Raw genomic sequence first — 26,546 nt, 5'->3', positions numbered from 1 at the left:
TGAACCTATAGTCAGGCTTTAATTGGGCGTTTTCTTCTCAAGTACTGGTGTTTATCCGGCTGATACATGTCAGGATTTTTCGTCATCGCGAATCCACCCGTTAAGTCGCTCTGCAGTAGCTTGCGCTTTTTTTGTGGAGGCGAGCTCACACTCCCAAACCACGAATACCCTCCATCCGAGATTTTCCAGCTGTGACCTGACTCGTATGTCCCGCTCAACATTTTTCTCAAACTTCTCAAGCCAAAAGGGTGTATTGCTCTTGGGGGTTGTAGCGATGTTGCATTCCGCATGGCGGTGCCAAAAGCATCCATGCACGAACACTACTACGTTGTAGCGAGGAAATATCAGGTCCGGTTTTCCGGGAAGCCTGATGCTGTGCAGTCGATATCTAAGCCCAAGTCCATGAAGGATTTTGCGTAGGACAAGCTCTGGACGGGTGTCCTTGCTTCTGATGCGTGACATCCTCTTCGAACGTTCTGCTGGGGAAAGGATGTCAGTCAATGGTAGTCTCCTTGTCCGGCCCTAGCGGCTAGGGCCGGACTGAGCCTGGGTTAACTCTGGCTGGTGAGCTCGAAGAAGGGGAGGCCACGTATGACTTCACCTGTAGCATCGAACGATTTGTAGAGGCAATGATGGTTCGGAAGCGTCTTCACGCGTTCGGATAGCTCGGCTAGGTCCGATGTGAACCCCAGGGCGCCAAGTTCGTTTGGCGTGGCATTGGGTACCTTGTGAATAAACCAAGTTAGCAGAGGGTCGCGATAATCGGTCGCTCCAGCCTTGAAGTGCCGGAGGTACTGAGATGCAAGAATCACACCCGCTCCGAACTCCCGCCCTTGCAAAAGTAGCTTCCGCAGGACGTCGAATTCATATCGCATGATGTTGTCTGCCTCGTCCACCAATAGGTACGAGTCTATGGCTCGGAGCTGTGGTGAATCACCTATGAAGGGACGTTTTGGGGTCCGAAGCATGTTCTCGTAGAACATATTTAGCATGACGGCAACGAGCATGTTCTTGCTTCTGTCGTCCTGTCCCATGGCGTCCAGGGATATAACCACGACCCCGTCTAGGAACTCGTCGAACGGTTTGATATCTCCGTCGCGAGCGAAGACTTCCATGTCTACCAGATCATCAATGATTGCCATTGGTGAGTCCGACTTGCCGGCGAGTAGCTGGCTGTATTCTTCGTGTATGTCGTAGATCGTTGGCTGCCTATTTTCTGCGTTGGCTGTGTCATAGGCATTACGGACAGCCTTTTTGAGCTTGTCTCGTTGAACAGGCCCTATGCCTGTGTACACCTTGTCCAGAACGTCTGAGAAGAACCGGAACCTGTCTAGCCAGGGGGCAGAAGACTCGCCCATGCCTGTTGTGTCGAATAGGTTCAGGGGAAGGCGATAGGGCTTCACGACCTTGGCACCTGTCGCCTTAACAAAATCGTCGCTGCTGTAGTCGCGCTTGTAGTCGAAGATGAGGAATCTAGGTGTTATCCCTCGGTTTTCATCGCGAGACCTAGAGATCTGCAGAATTAGGGATTTCAGGAACTGGGTCTTCCCTGTCCCGAGGTCACCGACGACGCCAATGTTCAGCTGGTTGAGCTGGGTGTTGGATATGTTGAGAGTGAGTGGGCGAGGCTCGAAACCATCGACGGTCTTGCCTACAGACAGGACAATTCCGCTGCTGACTGGAGTAGCTGGTGCGGCCATGGGTGAACTCGTTGTGGTAGATGATTGCTCTATCAATTCAAGGGAGGAGCCGTTTGCTTTCTCTCCTGGTTCCGATGCAGGCGTACCCGTTTGCTCTTCGCTCAAGACAGGGGCTTCAACTATCGATGTCGATTTCGATGTTGGAGAGGACGGCTCGTTTGTGCTCGCAGGCAGTAGCCCCCAATCATTGACTTTGCTACGAACAGAGTCGTAGAAAGATTGGGCGTCGTTTCCGACAATCATCCGGCCCGCATCTTTGCTGGATATGACGATTGTCTCTGCATAGCCATCTCCATCACGGTCATGCGAGTCGCTGTCGGGGGAGCCATCAACTACGATTAGGCGTCCTTTTTCGTCGATGCTAATCGTTGGAGTAGGGTTAAGTATCGCTGCGGCAATACGCTCGTGGTAGCTGGCCCAGCGTCCGGCTTGCCCATCCACGGCTTGATGTTGGCTATACACCCTTAGGCCAAAGCCTATCATCGACAACAATAGGTGCTGGAAGGCTAGCCGCCAGGCGAGCGATGTGGTCGCGCGTTCCTCGATGGCACGCAGCAGTGTCGAAAGCGCCTTTGCCTGATTCAGCGCCTCGGTCGAGTCACCAGAACTGAACACACTGTTTTGCCTGCATTTGACCTCGATGGGAGTAAGGTGCAATTGAATTCTGTCATTGCATGCTCTTACACCCACCGCAAGCAGGTCTGGACGTGACAGGGACATTTCCTTGCGTTCCTTGCCCAGGGAGCGAGCGAGGTCGGAAAGGTATCCTCGGAAGGGGTCGACCGGAATGATAATAGCTATGGTCGAGTCTTCTGGGGTACCTGCAAGAACTGGCAGTAGGCTGTTCAGGTTACCTTCCTGGCGGAATTGGTCCTGCAGCAGGCGAACGGCAAGAAAGAGACCGAGATCTCCAGTAGCGCCTGTGTCGTCTCCAGATAGGCCTCGCACAGTAGGGATCCCACGTCTGGCGACTTCAAGAAGTATCTGCTCGATCTGGTTGTCGTCTAGGTTTCCGCAATCCGGCAGGGGCTTCAGCACTCTTCGAAGCGCGTCCCGATCTGCTTCCTTGACCTGTGACAAGAGATAGTAGCCGCTGGTATCACCTGCGCGGTGGGAGTATGCAGGCAGGTCGTAGTCCCATAGGTAGGTACCTTCGATCCAACCTCCGAGGAAACACGCAGGATCAATAGCTGAGGATGAGACAGCGACAAACCCTGCGCTATTGCCCTCAAGCATGCCGGAAATTGCATGGGTGTTTGGGGAAAATTGCAGTCCGACCTTACCATCCCGGATTTTCTCCAGCATGAGCATGCAAGTGGATACTTTGTCGGCAAATGGATCGCCTGACAGGGGCATTTGCAGGCCTTGTCTGGATTCGCTTAGGAACGAGGCTTTTAGTTGACGCCTAACTCGGTGCCTGATCAGTCCCCCTACACTCAGTGGGGATAGTATTCCCACTTCCTTGGACTCGGGATCGGCTGAGTTTAGCTGGGCAATTATTCCAAGATCGGGTTTGGAGTTGACAGGTTGCTTATCGTACCAACGGACATGATTGTCGGTATCTTCAGAGAGATTGGCTATCGTCGCCTGATCGGGTACTCCGGTTTTCCTTGTGTCGAACACCTCCAGAATTCTTGCTCCAACACTTTGACGTGTCTTGTCCTGATCTCCGTTGCCAAAGCGCTTTGTGCACCAATTTGCTAGACCTTCGTTACAGGCATCCGTAGTGCCGCCTGCACTGGATACAACCAAGCTGACGATAGGTTTTGCTGATAACAGGTCCGTCACGTCGTCGAGTGCACGAGAAACTTGGGCTGGGCTGAATCCGCTAGATATACCGCCCACTGTGAGTCCGAGACTACTGTCGAAAGGGGCCCGGCTGGTACGTTCAGGAATTTGGTTTAGCCGGGAGCCATTCCAGAGCACTGACCAGTAGTCAGAGCTACATTCTACTGATAGGAAGTCCACGCTATCTTCGCCACTCGGTGACTGCAGGCAAAGGGTCAATAGATCAGGAATGCAATCTGGATCTAGGATGCTGGCTGCCGGACATGGGCATGCTGAGTCCCCCTCGACTTCGTCCCTCAGCACCTTCTGGGCGAGGCAATGCCATGCAAGACGCAATGGATGAAGAGGGGATAGGATAATTGCGTCTGGGATCCTATCCAGAGTGCGGCCATCTGCTTGCAGCGAGCAGACGATAACGGTATCCACCCAGCAAGCAACTGACGGATTGGTGCTGACCCATGACATGAATGAGTCGAGGTAGCTTTCGACTAGAGACCTAAAATCCGGGTCATTTGACAGCCAAGCTCCCAGAGGGGCGGACTCAAGCAGCCCCGACTGGTCTTCCCCTCGGATGTACTTTGCCAGCTCTTGACGGGCCTCGATGAAACCTTTCGGTGGCTGGAAGTGTTCTGCCTGTGGGCGTGGGTCGTGCAGGAACTGGCCTCGAGAGAGTATCGGGCCATCAATTGCATTCCAATCAGGTGGTGCCCATTGTGAGGCATAGTCGTTTGAAATAACCAATGGCCTGAATGAAATTGCTGCATTCTGCTCTTCGAGCATCCAGGACTGAAGACTGGAGGCACGAGAGTTTCGTTCTAGGTGTACGACGGCCTTGGTATCGAATTTTTCGAGATGCCTGCGATTGAGCTTGATGAGGCGTTCGAATTCACTACGACAACCTTCCTCCTTCGTCTCTTCGCAAGCCAGATAGGCTCTACAAATCGATGGCGCTTTTTCACCCGGCAGGGTGAACGCAATATCAAGCTGGTACTTACCGTCGGCTTCTATCTCAATGAGGTACTCGTCCTCACCAACTTGCTTTGTCTCGATATCCTGCTTGCCAGCCTCTATCTCAGTAGTGTCGTCGGATAGGCCTTCAACCGTTCCTAGGGACACTCCAGGCGACAGGTGGATCCGCAGTTCATAACGCCCTGATCCTGGGAGCGAAAGAGCTGTTTCCCAATGCAATTTCGCCGACTTCTTTCTGGGTTTCTTGGGTGGTGTCGATTTAGTTGCTAGTCTGCAACTAACGACAATGCCGGGTTGCCAGGTCTCCAGGGATATGACTCGGATACTTGCAGGTTTAGAGCCGCCAGCAATGACCTTGTAGCTCATCGGAGTCTTATGGGCAGGGGGGCTTGAGTCTGAATAGCGGGTTGGTCCATTTAGAGCGACAGGCAATGATATGAAAGCTTTACCCTGCGACCCACCCGTCAGTTGGACCTCCTGAGGCTGATAGCCCTCACTGGTAGAGACGGCGAGTTCGACCTGACCTCTGACCAGGGCTGGCATTCCCTTGTTAATCGGGATAATGCCGTTAGTGCATTGGATGGCAACTTCACCAATGGCCTGGTTCTCTTCGTTCGAGAGCAGTTCTGTCCATTGCTCGATAGTCAGGGTTGTCCACCAAGACGGAGGAGCCGTTAGTTCTAGTCCCGCATTGGGTAGGTAGAAGGCCGCGGTCGCACGCTCGAAGGCCGTAGGTATGTCACAGTTTGACTGTAAATGGGCGAGCAATTCGCGAAGTGCTTTATCTGTTTCTGGTGTTGCATTTGCTGTCAGGCGTTCGATCCCTGTCTTGAAACCATCGGCAAGCTCTTCGGATATTTTGTCTAGTGTGGACTGTTGGATTTTTGGCGAAATCTTGCCATCCTCCATTGGAGGAAATCCACAGGCTAGGGCAAGTGCCTGTCCAGCAGGTAGTCCTTGGTTTGTACTTGCTATTGAGTAGATGCGAGACAGTAAGTGCCAGGCAAGTCGATGGCTACTTTTGTCTGGATCAATTTCATCGACTGCTCCGGTAGCTTTCTCGATTAGGGCCTTCGCATCATCTTTTTGCTGCGGATCTACGCCGGCAACGGTCAACGCTTGTTCAACTGCTTGCTGGACGAACTCGTCTCTCCACCAGATATCGAAGGAAGTGCTTCCGGTGCTGGTATCTGATCCCAACCCGAATTCGTCCGTTGTGGACTCGATAGACAGGTTGTTATGCAGTCCGGGAGGGACTAATGCTACGAAGCTAGGATTGGTTGGGTCGTTGCGAACATTTAATAAATGATCGTTGTCGCACTTGCCAGATTGTCCAATCAGCGGCTTGGGCCCTTGCAACTGATTGCCCGGGTACTGGAGTAACACTGGTAGTGTCGCCTTGCTTCCATCTTGACGCCCTTGAACCTGGATTCCACCGTTTTGGGTCAGGTCGCTATAGGTCTGTTCGAGGATTTCTAATGGCGGGCCGCGGAAGATTAGTCGGTACTCGGGATTAATGCTGCTGTAACCCTGTGTTGCACCTTGTACTTTCCCAAGGACTTCTTTGGCGAGCCAGATTGCAAGCTTATTCATGTTCAGGGCTCAGTTGAGAGTGGCTAACGGGGAATGGAGGTAGCAACAGCATGCCGCTCTCTGCGTCGGGGCTGTCGAGTACAAGGCCGAGCATTCTCAGCTGGTGACCTAGGTCGTTCCTTGCTATGTCGTGCTTGTCTACAGCTACACCGTAGGCCTCGAGATGCTGGCCCAATCGGTGGACGGAGCGGGGGCCACCCATTCCAGCAAGAGCACAGTGCACTAGGGCGAGCACGGCAACTGGACCTAGGGATACTATCCACGGGCTGGAGGAGCTACTTCCATTTTTCCTAAGGATGTATCCTTGGTCATAGCCTCTTAGCAGTGGAGCTGCTGTCTGGCGCTGCCCGAGGACATGTCGTGTGAACTCCATTAGGTTGGAGCCGATCCCCTTCTTGCACAACAGTGCTCGTGATTCTTGCTCGCGCAGATCGATGATTGTTTCCGCTGTATTTAGGCTATTGAGCTTGGCCTGATAGATGCGGATATGTTGGCAGAGCCCGGCAAGCCCTGCGCTCGTGGCGAGGCTGCCAGTATAGGGCGCCTCAATCTGATCTAGTGACCAAAGCAGGGCGTTGATTCCCAGTCGGGCATTGAGGTAAGTGGAGATCTTGTCCTTAATACCTTGGAGGGCCTTGCCGCCATACGCCATGTATTGAGGCGCCTGCGGGAATATGGCGTGCCTTGCTTCCTCTTCGCTGGATGGGGAGGTGCTACCACCGAGTGCTGCTGATAGGCAGCTCCAGGTCCGGGCATGGACATCACATAACCATATGACGTGGGACGCTGCACCCAAGCGTAGTATTGCTTCCAGCAGGCTGGTCCATTGCCTGCGGGTCATGGATCCTTTCGCTTGGATAATGGAGTCCAGATCCTTGGCGAATCTTCGTGCTGGAAGGAATGCCAATCCATGAATATCTGGTGTTTCCGGTACCATTTCATCTTCGGTAATTGGGGAGAAGTCCCAGCTATCTGGTCCTAAGTTCCAAGACGATGTTTCTTGGTCGAGCCAGCGAGCGAAAACATCGTCATTTTCATTGACGCTCAACGCAATGAAGAGTTTTTTCCATAGTTTTTGTGCGGACTCTAGGCTAGGAGAGCCCAGGCAAACCATGCGGCGTATCAAGCTGCCTGCCACCCATGAGTTGCCACTTAGCCGGGCGGACCCGGAAAACAATGCCATTCCTGGCACTATTGGCGTGACCTGCAGGAAGCGTTTGGAGGATTGGTTTGGAAGCTTTGGGCTTTCCAGCACCCCATGGAGAACAGTGTTCCATGCTTCAACGTCCACAACCGCACCCTCGGGAGCAGCTTGTCTCTTTTCGCGGCGTTTCTGGATATCTTTATCCAGGTCACGTCCCGCTTGTGGGATCGCGCCCTCACTCAAGGAGCCAAAACCGATGGCACGGTACAGCGAAGCAAGCAGTACCTCTGAGCTTGCGTACTCCGGCGCTGGGCTGATTGAAAGAGCTGACTCCTGATACTTTTTATGAGAGCGCCCCCAAGGCGCTTGTTTGAAGTCTGCAAGACTCATAGCCCATTCTCCTTGGCTGCAACAAAGCCATTCCACGAAAGACCTACTACAGTGCCATCTGCGCCAATACGCATCTTGGCATCTTCAAGTAAGTCCTTATCCCGGACGATTGGGCCAGATAGGCGAGCCTTGGCAGTATCTAGCAATGCCACGACAGTCCTTGGGAGAGCTGCCGGAGAAAGACCTCTTTCCAGCTCCTTGACGGCCTTGAATAGGTCGTAGGTCAGTGGGACGGGTTGGGCCGAGTTACCTTTACCTACCTTTAAGTAGCAGATGGGCGGCCGTGGGCGGCCTGCCGTGTCTTGAGGGAATGTCCTGACCGGGCTCTGTTGCACGACCAATGTTGCTTGGCGTTGGCGAGGAGGAAGGGGCTGTCCGAACGTGGTCGTCAACGAAACCTCGAACTCCTGGCCGGTGTTGAGCAGATCCTTCACCTGTCTGACCACCTCGTAGAGGTGCCTATGCTTGTCGTCATCCTCCACGACTTGTTGGAAGGCCTGCAGGATTGGTGCGTCTGCTACAGCAGCAGTTCGGGTGCATATGCTCCTTCGGACCAGACGGCAGGCGAAGTCGCGCAGGATATGCTGGACTCGGCTGGCTGCCGCAGGCTTTTTGCGTCGAACTATTGGGTCTGAAAGCCGAGTATCTGCGAGAGAAAGGCGCTTGAGCACTTCCAGTTCGTTCGGCGAGAGTACCTGGTACTTCCTGATGAACTCGATGCCTCCCGAGAGGGAGCGACTGAAGCGCATATCTAGATCGCCCAATAGGATCGTGCTGCGGGCACTTACGGCAACTTCACTGTCTGGACTGGCAAATGCAGGGTCCAAGGTCTCGACGATTCCCTCCAGCAAGGGGGCGATGGTTGCGGGAAGGTAGTGGCCATTACGCTCCGAAAGAAAATGCTTGAGGCCCAGTAGTGTTCTGGACTCTTCTAAACCGAGGTCCTTATCGAGTCCTAGCTCTTTGAGGTCGGTGCCTAGTGAGCTAGCTACGCCTTTGTCCCATTGATGGAACAAGGCGTGCTGGTACCCTGACGTCGCCAGATAAAAGGGTGCAGTGAGGTACTGCTTGCCAGGCTTCGTGATTGAGCTAGCTTTTTGCTCCAGTAAAACAAGGTTTGCAGCCCATTCGCATGGAGTAGCTTGGCGGAGAGATCCAGTTGAAGTGCTGACAGCTGGATGATGGCCAGCAAGTAGGTAAGAGGTTAGGGAGAACAGGTCTCGGAAGCTCCATCGCTTGCCACTGGCCAGCTCGTACCAGCGCAGTGTGCGCAGAAGGGCTGCCTTGTGCTCTGGGCGTGAAAGAATCGCTTGGCTAGCACAGAAAGGGCAACGATCTCCCGCTGGGCAGGAACCTTTCGCAGGCCACAGTTCGGTCGTGGTGGCCTGGCCGATGAGGATATCCGCAGGTGCATCGGAGCCGTCGTCTGGCTCTACCAGCAGCGACTCTGCGTCCATGGGCCAGACAGCAACGGATGGAAATCCTTTGAGCGGCCAGCATGATGGGGCGTCGTGCGCCAAGCTAACTGCCTGGGTTATGCCCTCCAGAAGAGTTCTCGCTTCATTGAGATTGTTGTCTATGGCATGGATCAGCGCGTCATCAAGGACTCCTCGGTTGACGCAACAAAGGTAGGCGCTAGAGTGAGACTTGCCTATGAGGCTGCTGAGCTCTTTTATAAGAAGGAGCGATGCGCTATCGCCTTCATGTCCTGCCGTGGCAGAAGCATCCTGAACGATTTCTAAGCTCAGGCTGCTATCACTGCTTGCTAGTTTTCCAGCATCAACAGTCACCCTGCGAGGAACAGCTAAGCCACTTGAGGGGTGGAATGATTGGGACAGTTTGTCGACGAGCTTCCCATCACAACCGAGGCTTTTATCTAGCCACAGGATTGTGGACTCGATAGCTTCAGTCTTGCCGTTTCCTGGGCCTCCAACCAACAAAACTACCCGCGGGACGGTTGATGCGCCCGAGGGTAGTTGATTAGCCCAGTCTTCAAGGCGCGATAGAAGGTTTGTCCGCAGAAGTTGTTTATTTGGCTGGCCGCTATTCTTATCGAGTAGTCGCTTCACTCCCCCCGAGTGATGACCAGCCCAGTCGACCAGCGCGCTTGGGTAGTGCGCGCCGCCGTAGTGGGAGCTCTCCATTTCCCTAGACTCCTATGTCTTTTTTGCTTCTAAGCGATGGCTATCGTTTTTTCCTGCTCAAGCTCTGCTGGCTTTTGGGCTAGTGCAACAGTTTCCTCCAGCATCGCTTGAATTGCCATCCCAATGGCGCGTGCTAGATAAGGTGGTACAGCATTACCTACTTGGGTGTAGCGCGGGCACTCTTTTGTTCTTTGGGCACCACCGGTGGTGAACTTGCCCTTGAACTGATACCAATCAGGGAACGACTGGAGGCGTGCAGACTCTCTGACAGTCAGTATCCTAGGTTCTTTATAATGAAGAACATCATCCGGCAACGTGGTGATCGTAGGGGCAGGGGCACCTGCTTGCATTGGGTATATGCGGTGCTTCTTTAGCTCGTATTTTTCACGAACCTTGGCACTCATCCGCACACCCTTGGTGCATTCATCATCGTTGATGATTTCTTGGAATCGAGCCTTAACCGCGGGCCTATGCCTCGCTAGGCGCAAGCTGTCGGGGGTACCGCTACAGCCTTCGTGCATCAACCTCTGAAATGGTGTAAGAGGGCCTTTATAGACAATCTCCTGAAAACCCTTTGGTGATTCAGGGTCTTCGCAGGCAGTGGTACCCTTGTCACTCAGCTCTAAATCCGAAATAGCATCCACGGCATAAACTTCATTTGGAAGATTCAAGTCCTGAAGTTGCTTCAGTCGAGATGCTTCCAGTAGGTCAAACGCTCTCTCCATGCCACCTACGAGATGACAAGCCAAATCTTTTCGAAGACCAATCACGATCAAGCGCGGACGTTTTTGAGGAACGCCAAAGCGAGAGGAGTCGACAATTTTTCCAAGGACGCTATAGCCGATGCTATCCAGGCTTTCTACTAATTTTTCATAGTAAGACCGTGGCTTCACCAGTAGTCCAAGCTCTTTCCATTTCTTCGCAGAATGGGCTACTTTCATCCCTGGCACATTCTCCAGGACAATTGCAGCAGGCTGGATAGCACTGACCATCTCAACGTATTTTTCAAACAGCTTATTACGAGGGTCGGACTCTACTCGACGACCTGCGAAACTAAATCCTTGGCAAGGAGGTCCTCCTGCCAGTACCTGTATCTGTCCTCGCAGGGATGCCAGGTCGGAGCCATGCTTGTCCAGAATGTCGTCGATTCCCCAGGCTTGCCTCTCTAGCCATTTAGGCCAGGCGAATCGCTCCACTGGAACATCTTCCCGCTCGATCAGGTTTGTCGACAATGTCGAAAATGCCATTTTGTCGCGTTCTACTGCGAAAACGCCATTGAGTCCAGCTAGGGAAAGCCCAAGGGACAGCCCTCCGCACCCTGCAAACAGGTCTGCAAACTGTAGGGGCTGGTCGAAGGATGGAAAAGGGGGGAAATTCTCGTTTTGCTTCATGGGCTCCTGCCCAAATGGATCTAGGTATGAGGGAAGGAGCGTGAGCTGTAGCCCTGGACTATTGCTTGTACAGCCTTTAAAACTTGGGACCTTCGTCTCCATAGAGGCATGCTCCGCGCCAATTGGCCTACATTGGCCTGCTTCTCAAGATGGAGGAGTAGTAGGCTGGTTTGTCGACGGCTCCCGTGAGGGTAGATGATGGATGCCCACACAGGCAAACGCAATGTTTTCTTGATGCGATTTTATGCCTTTGGATTAGCGGCGATCATCTGTAAACCATTGCTGTGCAAGCATTATTGGTACAGCACAGGGCTGCGTTGTCCGACCGGAAGGTCCATCTGCGTAGGTTTGACTATACCGGCGAGAATGCGGACCTTCTGCGTCGTGTTCGGTTGCTCTCCTGCTCGTGCTTTGTTGGACTGGTAGGGACCCATGTCGGCAGGTAGGGGCATCTAGTTCACTGGGCCGCAGCCGGCCCATTATCTGGCCTCCGCCGTCTCTCTGGCATGACGCGGTGGGGCGTGACCATGGGCTCTCGCTCATTCGCACCAGCCACATTGGCTCCAGTGCCAATCCAAGGCCTCAGGGCTCACTTGGTGGGTTATTTGTTTCGGGGGGCGAAGCGGGGATCCCTCCAGCTTTCCGTACTCGGTATCTTTCAGTTTGGGAGCCACCCGCACGACCATCGTCTCGGATTCGATGGCGATCAGTCCGAGATCGAACAGGGTGTGAATGTCTGCGCGCAGCAGCAACCCGTTGGGTACGACGTTTGTGTGGTCGCCCTTGTAGGGGTGGATATGCGCGGCTTCAAGGACATCGGGCAGGTTGCAGCCGGTAATGGCGCAAGCGCCGCTGTAAGCCTCTAATAGTGCTTTTCGGAAAGCGGGTTGTCCTCGGCGGCGCACGATGTTGGCGGTGATGCGCTTTCTTGCGTCGGCTACGTCTGCGGGATCGAATCCCGTGGTGTGTTCGGCATCTTCTTCTGCGTGCGCTAGCGCTTCTTCGATTGGGCTCGTCACCCGGCGAACAGAGACGCCAAATCGGCTGCCCGATGAAGCATCGGGGTAGATTTCCCATACGCCATGTTGAGCCGGATCGTAAATGCCAAAGGTGCCTTTGCCGACTTTGAACAGCCTGTCGTAGCGGTTGCCCTGGTCAGTTCTTCGGGGCTTTTTGTTTTGCGGGTAGCCCGTTCGTGCCCGGGCGTTAACGGACATCATGTAGAGGTCTGACAGGCTGTTGGCGTTGTATCCGGGCTCACGAGCGCGGATCCACTCTTCGACCTGACTCCGACTGGCGATGCCCCCCAATTGGATGACAGCAGCAAGGGCTTTCTCCCAATTGGTACTGTCTTCAACGTTGCCTGCTTGCAGGCCTTCTTCAGGTGTGATGCCTTGAATGAGTTGGACCAACCGAATCTTCATGTCAGAGCCCACATTCACCGCAGGCTTCAGGCCTAGTATCCACGGCAACCCCAGCTCATCGAACACGGCTGAAATGTTCTGCATGCGGTATTCGAATGCCTTTGCGGTGCGATCAAATCGAGCGGCCAGCTCTTCATACACCTGCTTCTTGGAGTAGCTAATTCCGGCTTCTTGCTTCTGTGCCATCACGCGGTAAGCCTCTAGCGATGCGAGAAGCTCTTCGTTGCTCCAGCCCTTTGCCATGAGTTTTCGTTCCTTGAGTACCAGGTCTGGTGTTTGGTGAAACGCTGTTGAGTGCGCTGGCACAGGTCGTGCCTGTCACCGTCTATGAGGGAGATTTCTGAATAAGGCCGAATCTTGGTCGGCAGTATCAGGCAAATTACGTTTTTTGTAATGGCTATTTGCTTTTAGTGGCTTTTTGGTTAGCTCGGTTTTGACCTGCGTAGAGATGGCAGTTCGTTGCTCTCAAGCGATCGCGGTTCCTGACAGTTGGTCGCCATTGCCACTGCTGACCAACACTTTTCTGTGGTTTTTTGCGTCGCTTATCAGGGATTAGATCCAGTCGCTGGTTGGTCCGTTGTAGGGCGCTAGTCCAACTCGCGGGTACCTCCGCCAGCCCACCATTCACCGCCACCGTCGACATAGCGCTTGCGCATGTTGGCGGCCAGGGTCTGCAGATCTTTGGGCATGCAGTCATCGGGATCGGGGGCGGGCAGGGGCATCCTGATCTTCCAGAGGTTGGCGCCTTCGATCAGGGCGAAAGCCTGGCCTTTGGGCAGACTGACGACGTGGGCGGGTTCAATCAGGGGGACGCTGGTGGAGCTGACTCGGTCCTGGGTGTTGCTGGTGAAGTCGGTATTGCCTTCGATATCGGAGCTGTCGGTGGCGCCGCTGACCAGGGTGGTGGAGTAGACGTCGACCTTGGGCAGTTGTTTGGTCAGCAGCTCGGCCGTGGCGGTCTCGCGTACACGCAGCATGAAGAGGTTGTTGAAGTTGCCCACCACTTGGCCGGCCTTGGCGCGGTTGCCAATCTTGGCCTCAATGTCGCTGATGGTTTGGGTATAGGCGGTGACCTGAATGCCGGCGCCGCCGCCCTTGTTGATCATCGGAATGAACTCATTGCCCATCAGCTCGTTGAACTCATCGGCGTGCAGGTTGATGGGAATCTTCTGCTCCTGGGCCGCGTTGTGCAGCCCGCCGTCCAGGCCAAACTTGTAGATGTGGCCGGCCACTGACACCAGGTCGGCGAACATCGAATTGCCCACGGCCGCGGCGACCTCGGGGTCGGAGAGGGCGTCCAGGCCGACGTACACGACACCGCGTTTACGGATGATCTGCATCCAGTCGAAGATCGGGCGGGTGTCGTCCAGGGCGCTGTAGTTGGGTGAGATCAGTTCGGCCATGCGCCCGGTTGTCAGCTTCTCCAGCAGGGGGAGGAGTGAGGCAACGATCTTGTCGAAGTAGGTCTTGTCGTAGCGCACGGCAGAGCGCAGGCCGTCCATGACGGGATCGGAGAGGCGGGTGCGTGAGAGGTACTGGTCGATCGCGGTGACCCGGGGGAGGCGTCCGCGCATGTTGAAGGGGGTGTTCTTCTCGTTGAGGTTGCCTTCGATGGTCGCGATGGCATCCCAGGCGCCCGGGTCATGACGGGCGAAGTAGTCGCTGCTGTAGTCGATGAACAGGGCGTCGATGTTGATCACGTGCTGCTGAATCTGGATGTAGTCAGGGCGGTTGCCGAGCTCCACCAGGGCCCGGGCGATGATGTTGACGAAGCGCCAGGCGAACTCCCGAAAGGCGGCGCTGTTGCCTTCGCCGGAGAGTTGGCCGGAGATGCGGCTGGCGACTTCGGAGATGCGTCCAAAGCGGCCCACGGCGTTGTAGCGGGCGGAGAAGTCAGGCCAACCCAGGTGAAAGACGTAGAACTCTTTTTCCCGACCGGCGCGGCGGGCTTCGACGTACATGCGCTTGAGTAAGTCGGCGTCGCCCTTGGGATCAAAAACAATGACTGGCTCGAATTCCGAAACACCGTTGACGCGTTTCTCGCGACGAATGTCCTGGGTGATGAAGAGTTCAGCCAGGCGGGTTTTACCGACTCGAGTCGTGCCCAGCACCAGGCTGTGGCCGACGCGTTCGCCCAGGGGAAGTGAGACCGGAACTTCGTTGGGTTCGACACCATGTAGGCGAGGAGAGCCGCCCACCGCTGGAAGTGGGCGCACGGGATTGAGTGGATGGTCCCAGGTGGTGAACCGCGGAATCAGGCTCAGGGGAAAAGAGGCTTTTTCCAGACGCTGTTCCAACTGTCGTGCCGTTTGAAAGAGGGCTGTGGGTTCGACATACCGGCGGAACTCCGGACGGTAGGTCTGCATCAGGCGCTGGGTGTGGCGCTGTTCCCATTTAAATCCAATACCGACAAACAACCGTTGGTTGCTCACGGGGATGCGTTGGCTGGTGATGACGTATCGGGGCAGGCGGCGGATGTTGCGTCGGTAGCGCAACACCATCAATCCCTGGCGAAGACGAACCCACCCCAGTGCCAGGTAAATGACTGCAGTCATGAGACCAAATAAGGGTGTCAGGCCGAACATCCAGGGGGCGAATAAGCACACCCCACTACAGAGTGCGCACACCGCAACGGTGTAAAGCTCGACGGCGGGCCGCAGGAGTACTTCGACGGTATGTTGCTGGGTCATGGTTTCGGTCTCCAGGCGCAATGGCTGGAGCAGTAGAGGCAGTTGGGCATGTGGGTGTCCTCGGGTGTTTAGAGGGCACAGTTACAGAACCAGCAGGCGTGTCGCCGCCATCAAACAGGAATGGCGTGAGCGAGTTTCAAGGGGTGGTGCTCTGGGTACAGTGGTCAGTCTTCTGCGGTTGATCGACGGCGGTTCAGCGTCGGTGGCGAGTTAAAACCCGATGGATCAGATTCTGTTTTCTGGCTGATGGGCATGGAGTTCCTGATGACACTGACGGCTCGATACTTCAGCCAGGAGCCATCAATGTCTGACGCCATTCAGAGCCCAATTGGGCCACTGCGCAGTGCCATGCAACTGACGTTGCATACCCGCCAAGCTTTACGTATCTGGCAAGGAAGACCGGCCAGTGAAAGCAAGACCGCAATCATGGGCTTTCTCGGTTTTGCCGGTTTGATCGGCCGCATTTGTCACGATGCCGAAAGGGATGATCCCTATGCCGACTACTGGTTGATTCGTATCGAGGAGAAGCTGCACCGCTGCAAGGTCGAGCTGACCCACATTCACCTGGAGGTGGATTTGCTGCTGAGTGAAGTTCCGAGTGCCATATCCGCAGGGGAGAACTTCAGTATTCGGCCGGTCAGTCTGCCGATGTTCATCGGTTCACCGTTTGGCTTTTTGGCGTTGTATCTGCTGATTACCTATGACGGCATTGTTCGGCGTCTACAGCATGCTCGACATGTCGCGCTGATTGGCCGCAAGGGCATGGAGAGTCGGATCGATGAAGCGAGTTATGTGCTGCGAAGTCTGTTTGGACTGGCGCAGCAGTACAAGTTTGCGAAAGTGACGCGTGCTGATTTTGCCGCCGATAACGAGCGGGCTCGTGAGGCGAGAGAGGCCTTTGGAGAGTTGCCGTTGGCGGTGTTGGAGGGCCGGCGAAGGGCTGAGTTTGCGCCCAGGATTATTCGTGGTCGCAGGGATGATGCGCGTGGCTTCTTGGAGGAGGAAGGAGGGCCTGTGTGGTACGGCGCGGGTCCTGGGCAAACCTCGTTGCAGGCCATACCTCAGGCTCTGGAGGGGTGATGCGATGGTCACTTCACAAGGGCAGGACAACGGTTTGGGTTCGACGGCTTGGGGGTGTGGCGCAGAACACACTGCCTTCCAGCCTTTGGAACAGAGTGCCTTCCAGGCGCTGGAACACATTGCCTTCCCTAAAGGGCTTTTAAAGCCTTTTAAGGGTAAGGGGGAGCTTGTTGAATTCGGAGAGCAGTGCAGTGCGTTGGCTCAGGGTTTGATTGCTCTGGCGATCGAAAAAGTGCTGGCGCAGGCCGAGCGGTACCCGTTCACGTTGCTGCCCATACGGTTGGTCAAACAGTCGACTGGGGCAGGGACCGTTTTTCTGCGTTGGTGCCGAGCAGACCGTTCTCGGATGGGGACCGATCTATGGCGGGAGTTGATTCTTGATGAGCAGACGCCGATCAACTTGATCTCTGACCTGTACGCTCTGGAGTTGCAGCGGATCGTCATCAACATGCAGATCAGTCTGGTCCACAGCATGGGGCGCCAGGCGTTCTTGTGTGCCAATAAGGTAGAGGCTGCTGACAAAGCCTACCTGGCGCGACTGGCTCATCATACCCAACTTCATGCCGGAGGGAACTGAGCATGGCCACCTACTTTTGGGGTGAGGGAAACATCGGTACCAAGCCTGAGTACCGAGAAATCGCCAACGGCAATAACGATCCGCGGCGGCTTTTGAGGCTCAATGTGTACTTCGATAATTCGATTCCCAACAGAGCTGGAGAATACGAGGACCGAGGTGGGTTTTGGGCCGGTGTAGACCTTTGGCACAAGGATGCCGAGCATTACTCAACGCTTTACACCAAAGGCATGCGAGTGTTGGTGGTTGGGCGGATGATTATGGAAAAGTGGGAAGACGACAAAGGCAACGAGTGCCGAACCATGAAGGTGAGGGCTGATCGGGTGGGTATTTTGCCTCACCGCGTTGATCGGGTCTTCATGGTCGTCCAAGAGCGCTCTGCACCTGAAGTTGATGAGCAGATGCACATTCCGCTCTCTGCCAATGATGGCGCGCATTAGTGCCCCAATCACCAGCCCCGGGAGAGGCAGATTTTTAATCTCTCATCAGCAGACGCCTAAGTTCGGTTGTGTGTTTCACCGCGTGCCGGCTTTGCGTGCAAATCTCAGTTTCGGGCTGATTTGGGAAGGCTGTGAGCGAGATGGCCTGGGCGAGGTGTATCGGTCAGGTGACATGGTTTTTTGTGTCTCTGCCGCTGACTGGTGAAAGGCAAACGATCAATGACTGAAGACGTGGCGCCGGTAGAAACGGGACTGCCGGCAGGCCAACTCCAGAGATGTTTGTGGTGGTCGGATTTACTTGATTTCAAGGTGCTTGCATGAGCTTGTAACGCCTGCATTAGCGCTGATCCGTGATGTGAGTCAGTAGAGGCTCCAACTGCTCGCCGCTACTCTCAGTGAAGCGTCCTTGTGCAAGATCCATCAGTCCCGTTGAGATGCTACAGCGCAACGTCTTGAGCTTGGTGCGGTCTTCCTCTTCGAGCTGTTTTATTGAGTTGGGTTCTTCGTGTACGGCATCACCGGTGTGCTGATCACGGGCAGAGAGAAAAAGGTCATTGGTGACCTGATCGGGGTTAGCGGTCAGGACCACTCTTTTTGCGGACATGGTGTGCTCCTACGGTGTTTTTGTGATCTCGACATTCGGGCGCATGTGATCCTCCAGTTTCCTCTTGGCAGAGCTTTTAGCTCACGGTCTGAGGCATATCGTGAAAGACCATTTTTATTAGGGGCGCACTCTCGTGTTGTGCCTGCGTTCTGTCTTGGAATCGCCTTGCCTTGCTCTAGCCATGAGCGATCTCTTGAACCTCATCCAGGGCGGCGGCAATGACCCGGTCAGGGGCAGACGTCAGCAGCTCCTGAGGTCGTTTTCCGCCAAGCATGCTGTTGTCAGAATGGAGCCAGGAGGCCATGCCCCAGCAGTCCTTGTGGCCCGCAAACACCTCGATGATCTTCGCCAGGGCTTGGGCTGGCAGGAAGTCTGCGTCAGGATCGAGCCCGTATCCTGGGAAGTAGTCCACGCCTCTGTGGCTGATCGCAAAGATCAGGCCCTGTTGCTTCCACTTGTTTGGCTGTGCACTGGGATAGCGAGTGTTCAGACCTACCAGCAGTGCCACCTCTGCAGCGGTCAGCCAGTCACCACTTTTCAGAACGGCCCTGCGAGCCTGCACCAGCATGGTCGCTTCCTTGAGCAAGCGTTTTGAGGGGGGCGTGCGGGGGACCAGTGTCTCGGCTAAATGATGAAGCGGTGTGCCGGCAAGCACTTGGTCTACCGACTCGTGTTTGAAGGATTCGGGAAAACGTCGACTAGCCCGGGGCATTAACTCTCCTGGTGGTGGGCGCTTACACCTTCAATCAGTGTCCATTCAGCAGTAGCCGGCGGATGGGAGGGGGACGTTGAACAGGCTGCTACCCTCTCGCCGTGACCCTCCCGATAGGTTGACGAAGCAAAGCGTGGCGAACACTTCCTAACGAGGGGGAAGATTCCCCCCTGGGATAAACCCCAAAAAGCCTACGGGAGGTAGTTCAGCACAGCGTGTATCAGGACTAAACATGCGGCGGTGATGATGCACACGTACAGGGTGAATCCGTCTATCACGCCTTTCAGCGGGTTTTCTCCGATTGTTTGAGGCTTCGTGATTTGTGTCTTGCGCTCGACGCGCATTACTGTTGGGTCAAAACGAACCTGAATGATATCTTCCTTCAGTTCAGAGCGTAGTCCTATGAGATCAGTCTTTAGCTCAGATTTCAGTACCACGCGATCAGTCTTCATTTCAGAACGAAGTACCCTCAACTCATTCTTAAGTTCAGTACGAAGAACTTGAAGATCAATTTTTCTGGCAAAGGCTGAAGTCATCGCCTCATCCAACGACGCAATGATAGACATAGCATTTTGCTTTGTGACGTTGGACTTGGCCTGCGTCTTGTATAGAGTCGTTTCCGGATTCATCAGACCTCCAGATTTCACTAGGGGAGCCTGCCGCGACGAGCAAGGCCCGTATGGGTTAGCCTCACGTTCTACTTCGCTTCCATTGACTGCACTGGCAGTCGAGCGGACGCATCACTTGGAGCTTCGCAACCTGAGAGTTGGTCTTGTGGCGTTGCGCACCCTCGTTCTCAGATCAACGCCTCTTGGTATGTTGCTGACAAAGCCCTGTCTTCAACTGCCTTTTTCGGGGCGGTCATGATCAATATGACGCTTGGAGAATCATCGCAATCTTTCTTCGCGAACCATGTAGGAGGTACTCGGAAGGGGTTGTAGGAACCTGCTTGGCTTTGCGTACGTACGTGTGAGAAGCCCTGCGTTCGGGGCAGCGGCCAGCTTTCAATGCCGTTGAATTCAAAGGTCAACAGGGCATATGGGAATGCCTTGGAAGTTGTGCGCCGTGACACCTCTTCTTCAGGCAATTAGGCGCTTGAGTACTGCGGTTGAAATCCCGTTACGGGTGGGGAGGGCTCAGGTGTTCAGCATGTACTTGATACCTGCGATCAGGCAGACCGTCCACGCGGCAATGATGATGAAGCAGTGCCATGTCAGCGTTTCGCACAGCCTCTCTAGCTTGGCTTCAAGACTGGCGACGGCTGCCAACAATTGTGCGATATCTTCATTGGGCGTGATTTGACCCCTAGTGATGTCGGTTTTACTGGCAAGATTTGCCATTTCTTTCTTCTCCTTGTCGCTGTAACCATCACTTCAGGGGATGCATAGCAGTGCCGCTTGGCCCTCAGTTCCGCTTTTCTTCGGCATTGTGTTGGCAGGGGCAGCGCTATGCTTCTGAACGATGAGTGTCAGTGCGGTGGGTTGTCAAAGTCTCCACTGCAGTAAACCTTTCCGAGTAGGTACTCCCATGAAATGCCGATAGCCGCAGTCATGCAGCTACCGGTTTACGTCACCCTTAGGCGGCCTGTGACGCCTGTTCAAGCAGGGCTTCTACGACGGTTCGTGAGAGAGCAACCGAATGGATCATCCCCATAAGCAGATCTCGCTCGAAGCCCTCCAGTCGTGGGCAGATTTCATCGGCGTTCAACTCGGCGTACCGGAGTAACTCCGATACCTGGTTAAGCGCGACCTTGGCGGTGATGCCTGGTTGAACAGAGAACAATGACGGTGCGAAGGACGTATCAGGCTCGACAGTCTTGAAGGCTGTCGTGGTGAGCATATCGAGCAGAATCGGCTCCTGGCTATCAGATGGCGCCGATTGAATCTGCGCCAGTGATTCATGCATGACCTTGCGCAGGTAGGCGGCTTTTTCCGCCAGGCTGGACGTTATGCAGGGCGGAGGGTCGGGGGTGATTTTCTTGGCCATGGAGGCACTCCTACTTAGAGAAAGGGGCTCATCCACTCCTGCTGCGACACAAGGGTGGCGAGCTGAACGCAGGTTCGCAGACCGGTAAGTAGGAACCGGCAGGCATAAGCCTCCTGCGCACAGCCCGCCATGACGCGGACACAAAAAAGCCGCTTTCGCGGCGCTGTGCGCCTACTTAACGACCGGGCTGCGAAACCCGCATCGCTGAATGTGCAGCGACCCTCGGACTCTAGTCACCACCGTAGACGCACACAATATTCTCCCATGCCCATATCACGTAGGAAACCGGCGTATTTTCGGAAGGCTATTTCGTGTCTTACCAAGTGTGTCAGGAGACCCATAGATGTTGTAGTGCAATACCGAAAAGCGCCTTGTAACGCCTTGGCAGTTCGAGCCTCACACTGGTAGCGCTACAGTCGATCAGCAGGGCCTGTTGCACTGCTGATCAAGGCAAGGAGTGCCTGCGAATACAGTATGGCTACCTTGAGATTCACTGCCGTATAGGTGGCCTAGAAAGGAAGGAGTACAAATGTACTCCTTCCTGTTGATTCACTACCGTAGGGGCAGTATCAGCTCCGCCCCCTGATTTTTGACGTTCCCCACTGCGGTACCGACGGGGTACCACTCGAAGTCGTCGACGGGCAGGCAGAGGTTCTTGGCGATGCCTTCGGCACGTGCGGGGGAGAGGTCGGGATCGATCCATTCACGGGCGTGTTCGGGGGCCAGGACCAGTGGGCGCCGATCGTGAATGTCCACCATGCCCTGGTCGCTGGCGGCGGTGATGATCACGAAGCCGTCTCCTTCATGCGGTTCAAGCCCGGCGTGCACCTGGGCCAGTGCGGCGAAGAACATCGGCGCCTGGCTCTTGAGCCGAATGAAGTACGGCTGTTTCTTCTTCGGGTTGTCCGGATCCTTCACCCACTCGTACCAACCGTCTGCCACCACCAGCGCTCGCCCGTTCGGCCAGAGCTGCTTGAAGAATTTGCCGGTGGTGACCGTCTCGACTCGGGCGTTGATGGGATCAGGACGTTTGCCCTTGGCCCAGAAGGGTGCCCAACCCCAGTGCACCGGATCAATGCGCAGGCCTTCCTCCACGCTGTGCAGAATCAGCACGCGGGTGGTGGGGGCGATGTTGTAGCGGGCGATCGGCTCGTTGTCGTAGCCGCTGATGACGTCCTGCTCGGCCACAAGCTCACGCAGGTAGTCGGCCATGCCCTGGTACTGCGCAAATCGTCCGCACATGCCGAACCCCTCCGCCTGTCGCAATCCCTTCATTTGAATTGACCGCAAGACGCCTACAACGTTAACTGTATATTCGTACAGTTATTTCGGAAGTCGTGCGTCATGAGCTTTACCATTTTAGGTCCTCTGGCAGAGGGTGGCGCTGCGCTGCCGCTCTGCGCCTTCAAGGTGCCGGCGGGATTCCCGTCACCGGCCGCTGATCACATCGAGCGGCAGATCTCATTGGACGAGCTTTTGAACATACGCGCACCCCATGTGTATCTGGTCTCGATTCAGGGTGACAGCATGCAGGGGGCTGGGATATTCGACGGTGACCTGGCCGTGGTGGATCGCTCCCTGGAGCCGCTGCACGGGCACATCGTCGTCGCCCTGCTGAACAATGAGCCGGTCTGCAAACGCCTGCGCAAACAAGGCCCCGAGGTGATCCTGATGTCGGAGAACCCGCGGTACCCGTCCCGCTACGTCATGGAAGGCGATGAGCTGTCGATCTGGGGGGTAGTGACCTTCAGTGTGCGCAGCCATGGCCATTAAGTCTCCAACGCCAGCCTTCGCGCTGATCGACTGCAACAGCTTCTACGCCAGTTGCGAGCGTGTGTTCCGGCCGGACCTATCCCATACCCCCATTGTGGTGCTGAGCAACAACGACGGCTGCGTGATTGCCCGCTCGGCGGACGCCAAGCCGCACATCAAGATGGGCGAGCCGTACTACCAGATCCGGGACAAGCTGCGTCAGCACGGCATCGTGCCGTTCTCCTCGAATTACGCGCTGTACGGCGACATGAGCCAGCGGGTCATGAGCGTAATCGAGTCTATGGTGCCGGCACTCGAGGTCTACAGCATCGATGAGGCCTTCGCAGAACTCACCGGCATGACTGAGCCGCTGGAACCATTGGGGCGCCGTATACGGGCCCAGGTGCTCAGGAGTACCGGCATTCCAGTCGGGGTGGGGATCGCCGGTACCAAGACCTTGGCCAAGCTCGCTAACCACGGCGCGAAGAAGTGGCAGGCTCAGTTGGGCGGCGTCCTGGATGTGCGGGCACCGCACCGCCGAGAGAAGCTGCTCAAGGCCTGTGATGTATCCGAGGTATGGGGCATTGGCCGCAAGATGACCGCGCACTTGGCGGGTATGGACATCAGGACCGCCTGGCAGCTGTCCCAGGCCGACCCCTGGATGCTGCGCAAACACTTCAGCGTGGTGATCGAGAAGACCGCCCGGGAGCTCGCCGGTACGCCGTGCCTGGAGCTGGATGAACCGGATGTGCCGAAGCAGGAGATCTGCTGCAGCCGGATGTTCGGCCAGCGCCTGCTGACCTTGCCGCCGATCAAGGAGGCAGTCGCCACCTACATGATGCGCGCCTCGGAAAAGCTCAGGGCCCAACAGTCCCTGTGCAAGAAGATTCAGGTCAGCATCCGCACGGGAATGTTCAACCCGGAGGAGGCCAAGTACGCCAATGGGGTGGTGATCGATCTGCCGTACCCCACGGACGATGTGCGCCTGCTGACCAAAATGGCCGTCGACGCTCTGGATCAGCTTTTCAGGCCTGGCTTTCGGTACAGCAAGGCCGAGGTCCTGCTGCTCAACCTCTGTCAGCGCGGTGAGTACACCGGCGACCTGTTCGCCGAATCACAGCCGGCCGAGGCCACCAAGGTCATGACCGTCCTGGACCAGATCAACCAGCGTTGGGGCAGGGGCACCCTGCGCGCCGCCAGCGTCCCGACGAACCCTGAATGGGGCATGCGTCGGGAGATGATGAGTCGCAGTTACACGACGCGGCTGGATCAACTGTGGACGGTAGGCCGGATATAGGAAATTATGTAAGAAAAGGCTCTTTGCCGGCGTGAGAGGGTACGCCTCAAGCTTGCAAAGAGCCTGTTCCATGCCGCAACCTATTTTGCCGTTGCGCCTGTACAATGATGAAAGGTCGCTAATGGTGCCGATACGTTCTAACGGTTACTTCGATCAAGAATTCACTCGGCCGCAGCCCGGATAGATTTAATCAGCACTGACGTAGCCTCATCTTTCGGTTCGACCGATGTCGCAATTTCAGCCGCGGATTGTTTCTGTTTTTCATCGGCAAGGGGGACCGTCTGACTAAGGACCACTAACAGGTTACGTTGGCCGTCTTCGCTTGATTCTGGAAACTGTTGAATGACCAAAGGAATAGCACGCGGATCCTTTAAGTTGACTAGGACATTGGTTGCGTAGGATCGTACGGTGCCGTCGTCACTTGCGGACGCTTTGGTTAGAGCCTTCAAATCGTCTTCTTCAACAACTGCTTTCAGTGCTCCGCTTTGACCAGCATTTGATTGAGCAATTTCATTGAGGGAGACAAGCGCCCCAAGCTTTGTTCGATAGGAACTGTCAGTGCTCTGTACTTTGGTTAACAGGGGTTTTGCAGCGGACATTCCCTTTTTTCCGAGCTCAGAGCGGGCGTCGCGCCTCACATAGGTACTGTCAGAATTCAAATTATTGATTAGTTCATTAACCGTTGGAGTTCCCTCGTCCGCATAAGCCGTTTGCATTAGCGACCAAGACGAACCATCAATAGCGGGCATTACTTCAACAACAACGCCTGTACTGGTTCCGCTGGGACATGGGCCAACCTTGGCAATTAATTTATTGGTCTCGTCGTTTAGGCTTGCATCCTGAGAATTATAACGCCATTGAAGGGTATCTCCTGATCCTAGATGTGGTCTTAATAAGGCGGCATCAATGCAGCTAAATATTTGTTCTCTATCACCAATGTTGACGATGAGAGCCAGTTTTTTGCGAACAATGTCCTTGTCAAAAACTACAAAGTCATAACTGGTTTTTAATCGGGATCCAAAAAAATCATTGTCGCCCTCGAAAACCATCGTAGCCTCTCTAGTGTCCCCCTCTATTTTTATACGTAGGTAACGTCCGTCCATTCGGTCCAGAATTATAAAGAATATGACGACTGCGAGAGCTGCACACCCGATGATCGTCATTGATTGGCCCGGTAGGGTGACGCTGGCCTTAGAGCCAAAGGCCCCAAGAATTATTCCTAGCCCCGTACAGAACATGAAAATTTTTAATGTGAAATTCCCAAAGTGCATTACTTCGAAAAAGGTGCCTATTCCAATCATAATCAACCCCATAACTAGGGCTGAGTAAAAAATTGGGCCTGTCTCAACTGACCGTTTGTCGGGCTCTGACTTGTCGTTCATGGCTGCTCCGGATTGCTGATTATAAGTGAGTCACCACTAGACTCAACAGCCCAATGAGTGCATGTGATTAAAGTGGTGGTTGGATCAACGCTAGTCGGCACCTAGGCACTTGTCCAGCAATGGCGGAAGTGAGGGGCTGCACAGAAGCTTTTCATTGGCATAATAGTTGCCTAACTAATTGGTCGTGCTAGAAAAGATGTGTTGTTAATGCTTTCTTCTTGAAAAAGGGGGCAGGTTTTCAATTGTAATTTTTGCTGCCGTCGAGAGGCTGTCCCTTACACAGATGGGGGCGCACTGTAGTGGTCAGCAATTCCCGGACACAGAGTTGAGTTTTTCTTCCGCTACAGCCTGCGGTACGAAACCGTTGTGCTGATGCAGTCTTGGCCAGTTGTACCGCTGCATGAGATATCGACCGATGTCCTGCTCGACCAACGCTGTCGTCATGTAACCCACCGTCGGCACCCACTTCGTTTCATGGCAACCAGACTGCGGCTACCGGCTGAGCTACGGCTTTGGCTGAACAGCTCGTTGACACGGCTGCGCAGACTCACCCGGCGCACTTGGGTCCAATCAGTAAATAGGCGCCCCAAGTGGGCCCTGTTGTCTGGAGCTGGCACGTACTCTGTTCTGCACCCTGTGTTGATGTGACAGGTGCTTAACACATCGCCCTGGCGCGGAAGTCGGGATCTGTTTGTCTATGGAGACTTATCTACCGTCCTTGATGTCGTAATCGTGAGGGGTGAAGAAGCGCCCCTTGGGCGTGGGAAGACGGTTCGTTGTGTAGTGCTCATACCAGTAGAGAGCTGTCGCCCAAATCGCTTCCGGGCTGGAGGCACGTGACTCCAGTCCAGGGGTAATATCAAGGCCGGCAGAAGCAAACAGGGTTTCCAGCATGCAGGCCGATGGAAGCCCGATCCCATCATGAATAGGGTTTGGTGTACGGGCGACTCCCCAGGCAAATGCCAGCCAGCGCAATACGTGCTCTAAGGCGTCGATGTAGCTGCGTCCTTTTTCAAACAACAGTAGCTGACTGAGCACCTCTACTTGCGGCACAGGGAAGGTAATCAGTGCAATGTTCTTCCACGTGCGCGCGTTACCAAACTCGGACAAGGGGGTTTCGACAACACCGTTGCGTTCGGTCGCGAAGATGCCATTTGCAGGCTGGAACAAAGGCACATGGATAACAGTGGATTCCTTCAGCGAGCTTTGATGAAGTTTTAAGAGCACTGCTGACGACCAGTACGATGGTAACAAATCGAAGCGCAGGTGTGATTGGCCTGTGCGCAGTCTCCAAGACAGGGTGTCGTTTGCCCCCAGCAGCAGAATGTAGGATTGATTGAGCGGTGTTTCTCCTCCCAGTGTGGTGATGGCTCGTGCCAGCCAGTCGATATTGTTTTCTCTGGCTGAACGTTGCTGCTCGACGAAGTCGGGGTTGGAATGGGATACCGTGGTGAACTTCATAGGCATGGGACACCTTCCTGGTGGG

The 26,546-nt window shown here is 55.0% G+C and carries 20 protein-coding genes; 5 read left to right on the top strand and 15 right to left on the bottom strand.

From position 1 onward, the window contains the following. Positions 1 to 69: 69 nt before the first annotated feature. The 7 genes from HU752_RS21060 to traD form a co-directional block, all read right to left on the bottom strand. A complete protein-coding gene (locus tag HU752_RS21060) occupies positions 70 to 501 on the bottom strand; it encodes a very short patch repair endonuclease (RefSeq protein ID WP_186675751.1) in 432 nt (143 codons plus the stop codon). Between the two features lie 50 nt (positions 502 to 551). Then, a complete protein-coding gene (locus HU752_RS21055) occupies positions 552 to 6,050 on the bottom strand; it encodes a putative type IV secretion/conjugal transfer ATPase (protein ID WP_186675753.1) in 5,499 nt (1,832 codons plus the stop codon). Then, entirely contained in the window at positions 6,043 to 7,584 is a 1,542-nt protein-coding gene (locus HU752_RS21050) for a hypothetical protein (RefSeq protein ID WP_186675756.1), read from the bottom strand. The genes HU752_RS21055 and HU752_RS21050 overlap by 8 nt, the downstream gene beginning before the upstream one ends. Continuing rightward, a complete protein-coding gene (locus HU752_RS21045; RefSeq protein WP_186675759.1) occupies positions 7,581 to 9,728 on the bottom strand; it encodes a hypothetical protein in 2,148 nt (715 codons plus the stop codon). Before HU752_RS21045 ends, HU752_RS21050 begins: the two co-directional genes overlap by 4 nt. 29 nt (positions 9,729 to 9,757) lie before the next feature. Further along, positions 9,758 to 11,119 (bottom strand): DNA cytosine methyltransferase, encoded by a 1,362-nt coding sequence (locus tag HU752_RS21040; protein ID WP_186675762.1) that lies wholly within the window; start codon positions 11,117 to 11,119, stop codon positions 9,758 to 9,760. A 539-nt stretch (positions 11,120 to 11,658) separates the two neighbouring features. Next, a complete protein-coding gene (locus HU752_RS21035) occupies positions 11,659 to 12,786 on the bottom strand; it encodes an HNH endonuclease (protein ID WP_186675765.1) in 1,128 nt (375 codons plus the stop codon). Between the two features lie 344 nt (positions 12,787 to 13,130). After that, entirely contained in the window at positions 13,131 to 15,233 is a 2,103-nt protein-coding gene (gene traD / locus HU752_RS21030) for a type IV conjugative transfer system coupling protein TraD (protein WP_186675768.1), read from the bottom strand. 303 nt (positions 15,234 to 15,536) lie between these two features. Here traD and HU752_RS21025 point away from each other — a divergent pair, with 303 nt between their 5' ends. The 3 genes from HU752_RS21025 to HU752_RS21015 are packed head-to-tail and all read left to right on the top strand — an operon-like array spanning position 15,537 to position 17,327. Continuing rightward, entirely contained in the window at positions 15,537 to 16,313 is a 777-nt protein-coding gene (locus tag HU752_RS21025) for a PFL_4669 family integrating conjugative element protein (protein ID WP_186675771.1), read from the top strand. Between the two features lie 4 nt (positions 16,314 to 16,317). Beyond that, positions 16,318 to 16,890: a DUF3158 family protein gene (locus HU752_RS21020; protein ID WP_186675778.1), complete on the top strand. Its 573-nt coding sequence runs from the start codon at positions 16,318 to 16,320 to the stop codon at positions 16,888 to 16,890. Between the two features lie 2 nt (positions 16,891 to 16,892). Beyond that, complete coding sequence (locus HU752_RS21015) at positions 16,893 to 17,327, top strand: single-stranded DNA-binding protein (RefSeq protein WP_186675793.1); 435 nt, start codon at positions 16,893 to 16,895, stop codon at positions 17,325 to 17,327. Positions 17,328 to 17,664: 337 nt separating this feature from the next. On the opposite strand, the gene HU752_RS21010 is transcribed toward HU752_RS21015, so the two are convergent. The 6 genes from HU752_RS21010 to HU752_RS20985 form a co-directional block, all read right to left on the bottom strand. Next, positions 17,665 to 17,931, bottom strand: a complete 267-nt coding sequence (locus tag HU752_RS21010; RefSeq protein ID WP_186675795.1) for a type II toxin-antitoxin system ParD family antitoxin — start codon at positions 17,929 to 17,931, stop codon at positions 17,665 to 17,667. Positions 17,932 to 18,106: 175 nt separating this feature from the next. Beyond that, complete coding sequence (locus HU752_RS21005; RefSeq protein WP_225920046.1) at positions 18,107 to 18,499, bottom strand: antitoxin Xre/MbcA/ParS toxin-binding domain-containing protein; 393 nt, start codon at positions 18,497 to 18,499, stop codon at positions 18,107 to 18,109. 335 nt (positions 18,500 to 18,834) lie between these two features. Beyond that, positions 18,835 to 19,272 carry a hypothetical protein gene (locus HU752_RS21000; RefSeq protein WP_186675799.1) on the bottom strand — a complete coding sequence of 146 codons (438 nt, stop codon included), beginning with the start codon at positions 19,270 to 19,272 and terminating at the stop codon, positions 18,835 to 18,837. Positions 19,273 to 19,779: 507 nt separating this feature from the next. Continuing rightward, positions 19,780 to 19,983 (bottom strand): hypothetical protein, encoded by a 204-nt coding sequence (locus HU752_RS20995; RefSeq protein WP_186675800.1) that lies wholly within the window; start codon positions 19,981 to 19,983, stop codon positions 19,780 to 19,782. A gap of 235 nt (positions 19,984 to 20,218) precedes the next feature. Further along, positions 20,219 to 20,629, bottom strand: coding sequence for a hypothetical protein (locus HU752_RS20990; protein WP_186675801.1), 411 nt, complete (start codon positions 20,627 to 20,629; stop codon positions 20,219 to 20,221). Between the two features lie 552 nt (positions 20,630 to 21,181). Continuing rightward, the gene (locus HU752_RS20985; RefSeq protein ID WP_186675802.1) at positions 21,182 to 21,871 is read right to left on the bottom strand and encodes an SOS response-associated peptidase family protein; all 690 of its coding nucleotides are present in this window, start codon (positions 21,869 to 21,871) and stop codon (positions 21,182 to 21,184) included. Between the two features lie 102 nt (positions 21,872 to 21,973). Here HU752_RS20985 and HU752_RS20980 point away from each other — a divergent pair, with 102 nt between their 5' ends. Beyond that, positions 21,974 to 22,402: a LexA family protein gene (locus tag HU752_RS20980; RefSeq protein ID WP_186675804.1), complete on the top strand. Its 429-nt coding sequence runs from the start codon at positions 21,974 to 21,976 to the stop codon at positions 22,400 to 22,402. Beyond that, complete coding sequence (gene umuC / locus HU752_RS20975; RefSeq protein WP_186675813.1) at positions 22,392 to 23,678, top strand: translesion error-prone DNA polymerase V subunit UmuC; 1,287 nt, start codon at positions 22,392 to 22,394, stop codon at positions 23,676 to 23,678. The genes HU752_RS20980 and umuC overlap by 11 nt, the downstream gene beginning before the upstream one ends. Before the next feature lie 161 nt (positions 23,679 to 23,839). Here the strand turns inward: umuC and HU752_RS20970 are convergent, their stop codons facing one another. Next, on the bottom strand, positions 23,840 to 25,060 hold the full coding sequence (locus HU752_RS20970) for a HEAT repeat domain-containing protein (protein WP_186675816.1): 1,221 nt from the start codon (positions 25,058 to 25,060) through the stop codon (positions 23,840 to 23,842). A 705-nt stretch (positions 25,061 to 25,765) separates the two neighbouring features. After that, positions 25,766 to 26,527, bottom strand: coding sequence for a hypothetical protein (locus HU752_RS20965; RefSeq protein WP_186675820.1), 762 nt, complete (start codon positions 26,525 to 26,527; stop codon positions 25,766 to 25,768). Between the last annotated feature and the right edge of the window lie 19 nt (positions 26,528 to 26,546).

It is taken from the genome of Pseudomonas vanderleydeniana (genome assembly GCF_014268755.2).
Classification (GTDB): Bacteria; Pseudomonadota; Gammaproteobacteria; order Pseudomonadales; family Pseudomonadaceae; genus Aquipseudomonas; species Aquipseudomonas vanderleydeniana.
The sequence above is the reverse complement of the archived record's forward strand: the minus strand, read 5'-3'. Positions and strand labels throughout refer to the sequence as shown.

What these genes read in the sequence shown, in the direction of transcription:
- HU752_RS21055 (WP_186675753.1), bottom strand. Translation starts at nt 6,050, where the DNA reads ATGAATAAGCTTGCAATCTGGCTCGCCAAAGAAGTCCTTGGGAAAGTA.
- HU752_RS21050 (WP_186675756.1), bottom strand. Translation starts at nt 7,584, where the DNA reads ATGAGTCTTGCAGACTTCAAACAAGCGCCTTGGGGGCGCTCTCATAAA.
- HU752_RS21045 (WP_186675759.1), bottom strand. Translation starts at nt 9,728, where the DNA reads ATGGAGAGCTCCCACTACGGCGGCGCGCACTACCCAAGCGCGCTGGTC.
- HU752_RS21040 (WP_186675762.1), bottom strand. Translation starts at nt 11,119, where the DNA reads ATGAAGCAAAACGAGAATTTCCCCCCTTTTCCATCCTTCGACCAGCCC.
- HU752_RS21035 (WP_186675765.1), bottom strand. Translation starts at nt 12,786, where the DNA reads ATGGCAAAGGGCTGGAGCAACGAAGAGCTTCTCGCATCGCTAGAGGCT.
- traD (WP_186675768.1), bottom strand. Translation starts at nt 15,233, where the DNA reads ATGACCCAGCAACATACCGTCGAAGTACTCCTGCGGCCCGCCGTCGAG.
- HU752_RS21025 (WP_186675771.1), top strand. Translation starts at nt 15,537, where the DNA reads ATGTCTGACGCCATTCAGAGCCCAATTGGGCCACTGCGCAGTGCCATG.
- HU752_RS21020 (WP_186675778.1), top strand. Translation starts at nt 16,318, where the DNA reads ATGGTCACTTCACAAGGGCAGGACAACGGTTTGGGTTCGACGGCTTGG.
- HU752_RS21015 (WP_186675793.1), top strand. Translation starts at nt 16,893, where the DNA reads ATGGCCACCTACTTTTGGGGTGAGGGAAACATCGGTACCAAGCCTGAG.
- HU752_RS21010 (WP_186675795.1), bottom strand. Translation starts at nt 17,931, where the DNA reads ATGTCCGCAAAAAGAGTGGTCCTGACCGCTAACCCCGATCAGGTCACC.
- HU752_RS21005 (WP_225920046.1), bottom strand. Translation starts at nt 18,499, where the DNA reads ATGCTGGTGCAGGCTCGCAGGGCCGTTCTGAAAAGTGGTGACTGGCTG.
- HU752_RS21000 (WP_186675799.1), bottom strand. Translation starts at nt 19,272, where the DNA reads ATGAATCCGGAAACGACTCTATACAAGACGCAGGCCAAGTCCAACGTC.
- HU752_RS20995 (WP_186675800.1), bottom strand. Translation starts at nt 19,983, where the DNA reads ATGGCAAATCTTGCCAGTAAAACCGACATCACTAGGGGTCAAATCACG.
- HU752_RS20990 (WP_186675801.1), bottom strand. Translation starts at nt 20,629, where the DNA reads ATGGCCAAGAAAATCACCCCCGACCCTCCGCCCTGCATAACGTCCAGC.
- HU752_RS20985 (WP_186675802.1), bottom strand. Translation starts at nt 21,871, where the DNA reads ATGTGCGGACGATTTGCGCAGTACCAGGGCATGGCCGACTACCTGCGT.
- HU752_RS20980 (WP_186675804.1), top strand. Translation starts at nt 21,974, where the DNA reads ATGAGCTTTACCATTTTAGGTCCTCTGGCAGAGGGTGGCGCTGCGCTG.
- umuC (WP_186675813.1), top strand. Translation starts at nt 22,392, where the DNA reads ATGGCCATTAAGTCTCCAACGCCAGCCTTCGCGCTGATCGACTGCAAC.
- HU752_RS20970 (WP_186675816.1), bottom strand. Translation starts at nt 25,060, where the DNA reads ATGAACGACAAGTCAGAGCCCGACAAACGGTCAGTTGAGACAGGCCCA.
- HU752_RS20965 (WP_186675820.1), bottom strand. Translation starts at nt 26,527, where the DNA reads ATGCCTATGAAGTTCACCACGGTATCCCATTCCAACCCCGACTTCGTC.